The organism is Candidatus Stygibacter australis, assembly GCA_030765845.1.
In the GTDB taxonomy this organism is placed as follows: domain Bacteria; phylum Cloacimonadota; class Cloacimonadia; order Cloacimonadales; family TCS61; genus Stygibacter; species Stygibacter australis.
On sequence record JAVCDJ010000257.1, the window covers coordinates 1 to 7,422 of the forward strand.

The following is a 7,422-nucleotide window of genomic DNA, read 5'->3' on the forward strand; positions in this document are numbered from 1 at the left end:
GGCAATACTACCTTCCACGCTTTTCTTTTGACCCGGCAATTTACGCCTGCCAAACTTAATCCCTATAAATGCTGCCAGTGTGTCTCCTATCGCCAGAAATGATAAGCACATAAAGGCAATATTACCCGGAAATAATGCAATACACAATACCGCTGATACCATCACATAAACCGCTCCCGTAAAATCGCTCAGCTCATGCTTTCGCAAAATAATCCCAAACAGACCCTGGTAAAATTTCTTGAAGGTACGGTGTTCTATCCTGAAGGTATCAAATAATATGAAAATTACCGTTAGTGGTAAAAGGATCAGAAAAGTATTCTTTCGGTTATAATGAAAAAGATACTTATAGAGCATAGGGATCAGGAGCGAACTGATATGTATAGACTTCCTGAAAAACTCTGAACTTTTTATCTTTTTCATTACCTGCTCACAATTTATTTTAGGAAAATGATAATTACTTTAGTTTGCTCATTACAAAGGTTTTAGCTATTTCTGCCACTAAAAGCGGATTACCCTTCATTGCTACAGAGAATAATTTCTTTAAACTGAATTCATCTTTAGGTATTCCCTGACACATCTTAACCAGTTTATTAAATTTCTCATCATTCATATTCATGAATTTTTCTTTCATAGAATACATGGTTTTCTGTATCTTTCCTAATTTAGCATCCCATTCTTTCTTATATCTCAATAAATATTTTTTGCTCTGATCTCCAGCAGCAATAGAATCTGCCGCAACCCGCCCTGCTATCCTTGCGGCTATCATAGCCTGAACAATTCCACCGCCAGTGATAGGATTTACCTGCCGTGCTGAATCTCCCACCAGCATGATATTATCTTTGATGTATTCATTGATTCCCCACGCTGTGGGAACTCCACCATATACTGTATAATTTACACTGGCATCTGGAAACTGCTTTTCCATGAATTCATCCAAATATTCCTTAGGTCCCTTATCTGCTGCCAGATCACCACTGATACCTATCCCAATATTAGCGGTTTTATTACTTTTAGGAAATATCCAGATATATCCGCCAGGTGACACATCTCTGCCAAAATAAAAATGGCAGGTATCTGATTTAAAATCTATTCCACTGACTGTATATTGCACGCAGGTATCTATATCATTCAAGGCAAGTGTTGTATTTATACCTGCCCATCTGCCCACACGTGATTCCACACCATCTGCCCCGATCACAATTGAGCAATTTGCTATCTTGATCTCTCCATTGTGCTCATATCTCACTCCAGTGATCTTTGTGCCCTCAAATTCAAGTCCCACAGCATCTGCCTTGGTAAGCATTTCTGCTCCTGCCTGAATTGCCAGATTACACAACTCTGTGTCAAATATCCGCCGTTCCAGTACATACCCCGTGCCATTATTATACATATAAGCTATTTCTCCATCAGGAGAATGCAGGCAGGCAGAATCTATTTTTGTTGCTATCCATTTAGGATCAATATCTATAAAGGGTGCTATCCCATTTTGTGATACTCCCTCTGCACATCTTACCGGTATCCCGGCTTCTCGATCACGTTCCAGAAGCAATACTTTTATTCCCTTTTCCGCTGCATATCTCGCAGTTACACTCCCCGCTGGTCCTGCGCCTATCACTACAACATCATATTGACTTGACTTCATATATTATCCTCACTGATCGCTTTTACTGGACACACCTGCACACAGTTTCCACACTGAATACATTGATCCTGATGAATTGTCACAGAAAACTCACTGATGCTGATCGCATCCACCGGGCATACTGCAACGCAACTCCCGCAAATATCGCAAAGATTTCGGTTTATTATCATTTCGTGCTCCTTGATCTATTGACTTGCAGAGGATTCTCTACTATCCACCAGATAAAATGATGATCCCCTGAAATTGAATATTATATCATAAAATCCATCTGCAGAAAGACCATTGTCTTCAGCAAATGCCAGACTATCACCATCTCTGGCAGGATTATAATTTCTGATCAGAAAAAGTGGCTCAGGATTTCCTTCTCCAAATGGTTGAAAGGCTGGTAATTCTATCTGGACAAAGCTGATCAACTTGTTTATCTGTGAAGGTTCAAGCACACAATCTATATCCAGTCTGCGATTTTCCTGAATTGATTTCCGATGCGTTTCTACATATTCCTTGAATTGAATTTTAAATTCATCCAGGTTCTCCTGTTTCATGGAAAATCCGGCAGCCTTCTGATGTCCACCCCACTGGATCAATAGATCCTGAAGGCTCTCAAATGCCTTAATAAAATCAAACCCGTCTATTCCCCGCACTTCACAAATGATCAAATCCCCCCGTTTCTTCAAAAATACTGTGGGTATCATATGTGTCTTACTGATCGTGGTTGCACAAAGTCCCAGATATTGATGCGGGATAAGATCTTCCTTATCATAATGTAAAAAATGTAATCCGATATCTTTTGGAAGCAGGCTGTCAATATACTGACGCACTTCATTAAGCTTTTTCTCACTCTCTTTACGTCTGGAGATCAATGATTTCAAGATCTGGCTTTTATATATCTTGGGAGAATTGAGCAACTTGAAAGCTGTATTATGTCCATCGGGTTCCCTGCCATTGGCAAGCAATTTAATTAAATATCTGAATATTGCCATTCTTGAAGAGAAATCTCCTGGAAACCAGAAGTATTTAGTTAAAAGATCCAGTGTGTCATCTTCAAATTCATACCAGTTCTCAAGTACTTCTCTCACCAATATCCGGTTTACTCCAGTAAGCGGTACCTTATCTGAGATTGTACCTACTGCCACCCAGAATAAATAACTGGGATCAGTCACTGTATTGATAATTTCTGCGATTTTTTTGATCAATAAATAGGTGATCCCCACTCCTGCCATCATTTTGTAAGGGAAGTTACAGTCTTTCTGCTTGCAATTGATAATGGCATATGCTGAGGGTAGCACCTCCGGCACTTCATGATGATCAGTGATCACTACTTCACACCCCATCTGGTTCAATATTTCTACCTGTTCCACAGAAGATACTCCACCATCCACTGTGATCACCAGAGAGATATTTTTACTCTTTACTTCCTGAATAAATCCTTTCTGCATTCCGTGACTTTCGAGTATACGATTAGGAATATAGGCATAATGATCCTGAAATCCCAGCTTACTAAAAAAATCAAAGAGAATATATGTGGATGTGATTCCGTCAATATCATCATCTCCAAAGATCATTATCCGCTCTTTCCGATGCAGTGCTTTGATTATCCTTAAAGCTCCCTTTTCCATACCCTTGATCAGATTTAGATTCGGAATATCCTTTAATCCAGCATAAAAAAAACTCTCTCCAATCTCTCGACTGCCGATTATCTGATCATAAAAACTCAGATTTGATGTTTCTGGTATTGTCCAGTTTAATCTCATTGTGTGTCTTCTCTCACTCCCATTCCAGGGTCTACCTTGGGAATTTCACGCTCTTTAGTTCGCTTAGGTCTTTTCTGGAAAATATCAAATCCCGTTACGCCTATCACCAGTTGCAGTGATTCATCCCGATATCCGCTATTATCACTATTTCCCCGCTGAATATATCTCAAGGCAAAATCCAACTTGCGTCCAGGAGAATCAAGCTGGATCGTGCTGCCAGTGGACAATGCCATTTCATAAATATCCTCTCCACCATTTTTAAAAGGTAATAATCTGTAACTGCCACCTAATCGAAATGGGATCCGCTCATACCACTTGCCGTAGCCTGACACCGGATCGTATGATAATCCTGTGCCAATCCGCCAGCTATCTTCATATGTTCCCAGGTTGCCAAATTCGTCTTCATACTCTCTGTCGCTCTTTGACCAGAATATAAAATTACCTTCCAGGCTTAACTTTAAAGTGTTAGAAAATTGGTAGGTTAATCCCAGATTGGCATTTTCCGGTATCTCAAACAGGTCTTCATTAAAACTTAAGGTGTCTTCCTCATTCCCAAAATTATAACGGAAAACGGTGTCTCCATTTAATTTGGTAGATGGTTCATAACTTGCTCCAAGTGAAAAATCCCCTATTATCCTACTCACCCCTAATTTATAACCTACCCCGCTATAATTCTTCTCATATTCATATTTGGTGTCAGTAAAACTGCTGTCATCATAATCAAGGCTCCAGTAATTTACCTGATTCCCAAAATAATAGATCAAAGAAACTCCCGCATTCAAATAACGGCTCTTAATTGCATAATGCAACTTTGTACTAAATATATCTTCTGTTTTGCGCACTATCTCATCATATACCAGGGTATCCCCTGCAACAAAATTGATGTCTGATTTGCTGGTATAAAGATTGCCGGAATAAAGTGAACTCATTGAAATTCCCACCCGATGATTCTTTATCGGTACTGTTAAGGTAAAATAGGGAAGATATAAGGCATCATCACGATATCTGTCAGTATCATTTTCATACCAGTAATATCCCTTATTTATTGCAGATGATAAGGTTACATTATTGGCTGTTACTAATAAACTGGGATTATCCTGGTTACAATTGATCCTATAAAGATCCGAAATTCCCGTATCTCCCATTCCTAATCCATACACATCATTATTATAATTATGCAAAGGTGTACCTAAAGGCGCAAACACTGAATTACCAAGGAGATATACTCCTGTTACCATGGCAAGGATAAGACTTCTGACTTTCATTATTAATCCTTCTAAATTACTTTTTTTCAAGATAATCCAATTTATGATTTCTTCACAGCTTGTCAATTCATTATCCTTTCCCGAATTGTTCTTGAGAATTATTAGCTATTATCCCTGATGGTTATATACTTAAGATGGTTTTTACTACTTCAATAATAATAATTTAGTTGTACCCTCTGAATCTGCTGAAATCATATGGCAAAAATATATTCCACTACCAACTTTCTGATTATTCATATTGCACCCATCCCAGAAGATTGTATTTCCAACAGTGCCACTGACCTGGTATTCCCACACTTTCTGACCCTTAATATTGTAAACAGTCAATATCCCCTCTTCTTCTACCCCGGAATAGCAGATATTTGTTCCCCCGCTTCTGCCATCCAAAGTAAAGGGATTTGGATAATTATAAAGCTGGATGCCAGACACATTTTCCACGATCATATCTTGCTCATTTTCTACTGCTGGCTCCTGATCCAGATATATATCCCATTCTGTAAATTCTCCTCCACTCACACTAATTGCATCTATCTGCATTTCTGCATAAAATGGAGTATCAGTAATCAGATCATAAAGCCCGTCTGCCAGGCTGATCCTGTAATAGCCCGTACTATCAGTGAAGTCAAAACTACATATTTCATCCGCATCTCTCACTAAGGCATAAGATAATATCTCTCCACTCTCTTCTGCATACACATATCCCTCTATTCCGCCTAAACCTGGTGAACCGTATTCAAGCGCCCCAATATCGATAACGGCATTGCCATCTCCATCTCCATCCCAGACCCTGCCGGCATAGTCATAATCATAAAACGGATATTCCTCTTCTGCATATCCCGCATCAATACACACTGAGCCTGGCAATAAATGAAAATCTCCTCCAGCTGCATCCACAAAAACGTCATCCTCATCCAAATCCACATCTATGATATTACCACCCAGATCAATAATACTGATAGGAATATTAAAATCCATCAGACAATTCTGCACAGCAGGATTAAACACTGGCTCATTACCATTGGTCACAACAGGATGCAAGCAATCCAGATAGATATTATTTCTGAATGCAGTCCAGATCATTGAGTAACTTGCTTCATGATTCAAGGCATATTCTGCCCCGATGATTACATTATTATATAATGACGTGTTGTAAGAAGGCTGTAATCCCATCCCACTGCAATTCCTTGCCACATTATTGTATATCTCGGAATAGCCCCGAAATTCTATAAGTGAACTGCTTACATAGTTATTAAAAAACTTCACATCACCATTCCAGGAGGAATTCCCTATCTCCATCACAGTATTAGTTACCCTGTTATTAAAGAAGTAAAAATTGCCGTAATCTAAATCTATATTTATAGTTATCATATTACTAAACAAGTTATTTGCTAATATTGCATCTGCGTCTTCTACTTCTAATTCTTCTATTCCTCCCATTGTCCCAAAAGCAGTGCCCCAGTCATTATCGCATATATACATCGGTAATTCCTGATCATTATTATACGGGTAATAACGGTATTCTTCTCTAAAGGTATTATTAACCAGACAATATCCTCCACCTCCTATCCTGATAAACTTGCATTCAAAGTAATTATCAGCTACCAGAGTTTGATCATTACCCAAATCTGTTTCGATTATTATCGATTCTCCCCACCCGCTGTTTCCCCAATAGGATTGAGTTACTCCCGGTATCTCAGTCATAAAATAATTACTCCTGATTATGATCCGTGAATTTGCCGGACCGCTGTATCTTTTTTGGTAATTGCAGCAATTATTATAAAAGTAATTGTTCTCCAGTATCACGTCCCTGCTATATGATGTGATAGCACCCTGCCAGTAATAAACCATTGGCAGCCAGGATTCAGATGAATGCTCTATCCGGCAATAACGAAATATTACCGGATTGACCTCATTTATCATAGCAATCACTCCCCAGTGATAATAAAGCGAATCAGGCTCTCGTGTGAAACAGATACTGTCACTTTCTGTCCCCTCACAAACAAGTGAACCATAAATAATCAGATTTGCTGTATGTTCTGGCTCTGAAATGTCCGCATGTGCCAGATAATCATCATGATCATACATCCGCATTGCCTTCATAAACACTTCCACCCCTGGCTCTATCGTCAAGGTCACCCCTTCAGTAACAGTTACATCTCCAGTTACATGATAAGGACTGGCATCAGCACTCCAAACAGTATCCTCATCAATTATCCCCTCTACATCCACACCCCAAATTACCCCAACAAAAATCAACATTAAACCAACAATTAATTCTTTCATAAAATCCCCACTAAGTTATTGAGTTAAGACACTGTACACGGTGGATTGACTTAAGAACGACCGTTGCACCATACCCCGCTAAGCAGGAGTTGTAACGGTACTCCGGATAAGACTTCTGGCGACAGTTTCCCCTCTCGGTCGTCCAGAACTCCTACCCCGAGTACGGTTCAGAAGTTCTGACTTAGATTGGAATACTCCAGCTAAACCAATCATAAGACTCTCCTCTCCTATCCGTGTTAATCCGTGAAATCTGTGGCTCATATCTTCACTTCTCACTATTACCCTATTTCATCAATAACGCTTTTACTGTAGATACTTCCCTGCCAGCCTGTACACGTATAAAATATACTCCGCTGCTTACCTGTTTCCCAGAATCGTCCTTTCCATCCCAAACTACTGAATTCATTTTACATTCTTGTCCGCCTCGGTGGATTGAGTTTTCAATTCTTGTCCGCCTCGGTGGATTCAATTCGCGTACGCG

General features: G+C 39.4%; 7 protein-coding genes. All 7 read right to left on the reverse strand.

Annotation, left to right across the window (positions count from 1 at the left end):
* A partial coding sequence (locus RAO94_12885; protein ID MDP8323236.1) for a phosphatidate cytidylyltransferase occupies window positions 1-420 on the reverse strand: 420 nt, incomplete at its 3' end.
* 34 nt (window positions 421-454) lie between these two features.
* Entirely contained in the window at window positions 455-1,642 is a 1,188-nt protein-coding gene (locus RAO94_12890) for an NAD(P)/FAD-dependent oxidoreductase (protein MDP8323237.1), read from the reverse strand.
* Window positions 1,639-1,812, reverse strand: coding sequence for a 4Fe-4S binding protein (locus tag RAO94_12895; GenBank protein ID MDP8323238.1), 174 nt, complete (start codon window positions 1,810-1,812; stop codon window positions 1,639-1,641). The genes RAO94_12890 and RAO94_12895 overlap by 4 nt, the downstream gene beginning before the upstream one ends.
* 15 nt (window positions 1,813-1,827) lie before the next feature.
* Window positions 1,828-3,393 carry a DHH family phosphoesterase gene (locus tag RAO94_12900; protein ID MDP8323239.1) on the reverse strand — a complete coding sequence of 522 codons (1,566 nt, stop codon included), beginning with the start codon at window positions 3,391-3,393 and terminating at the stop codon, window positions 1,828-1,830.
* Window positions 3,390-4,658, reverse strand: a complete 1,269-nt coding sequence (locus RAO94_12905) for a hypothetical protein (protein MDP8323240.1) — start codon at window positions 4,656-4,658, stop codon at window positions 3,390-3,392. The genes RAO94_12900 and RAO94_12905 overlap by 4 nt, the downstream gene beginning before the upstream one ends.
* 144 nt (window positions 4,659-4,802) lie before the next feature.
* Window positions 4,803-6,941 (reverse strand): T9SS type A sorting domain-containing protein, encoded by a 2,139-nt coding sequence (locus RAO94_12910; protein ID MDP8323241.1) that lies wholly within the window; start codon window positions 6,939-6,941, stop codon window positions 4,803-4,805.
* A 283-nt stretch (window positions 6,942-7,224) separates the two neighbouring features.
* The coding region (locus RAO94_12915) for a hypothetical protein (protein ID MDP8323242.1) at window positions 7,225-7,422 on the reverse strand (198 nt) is incomplete at its 5' end.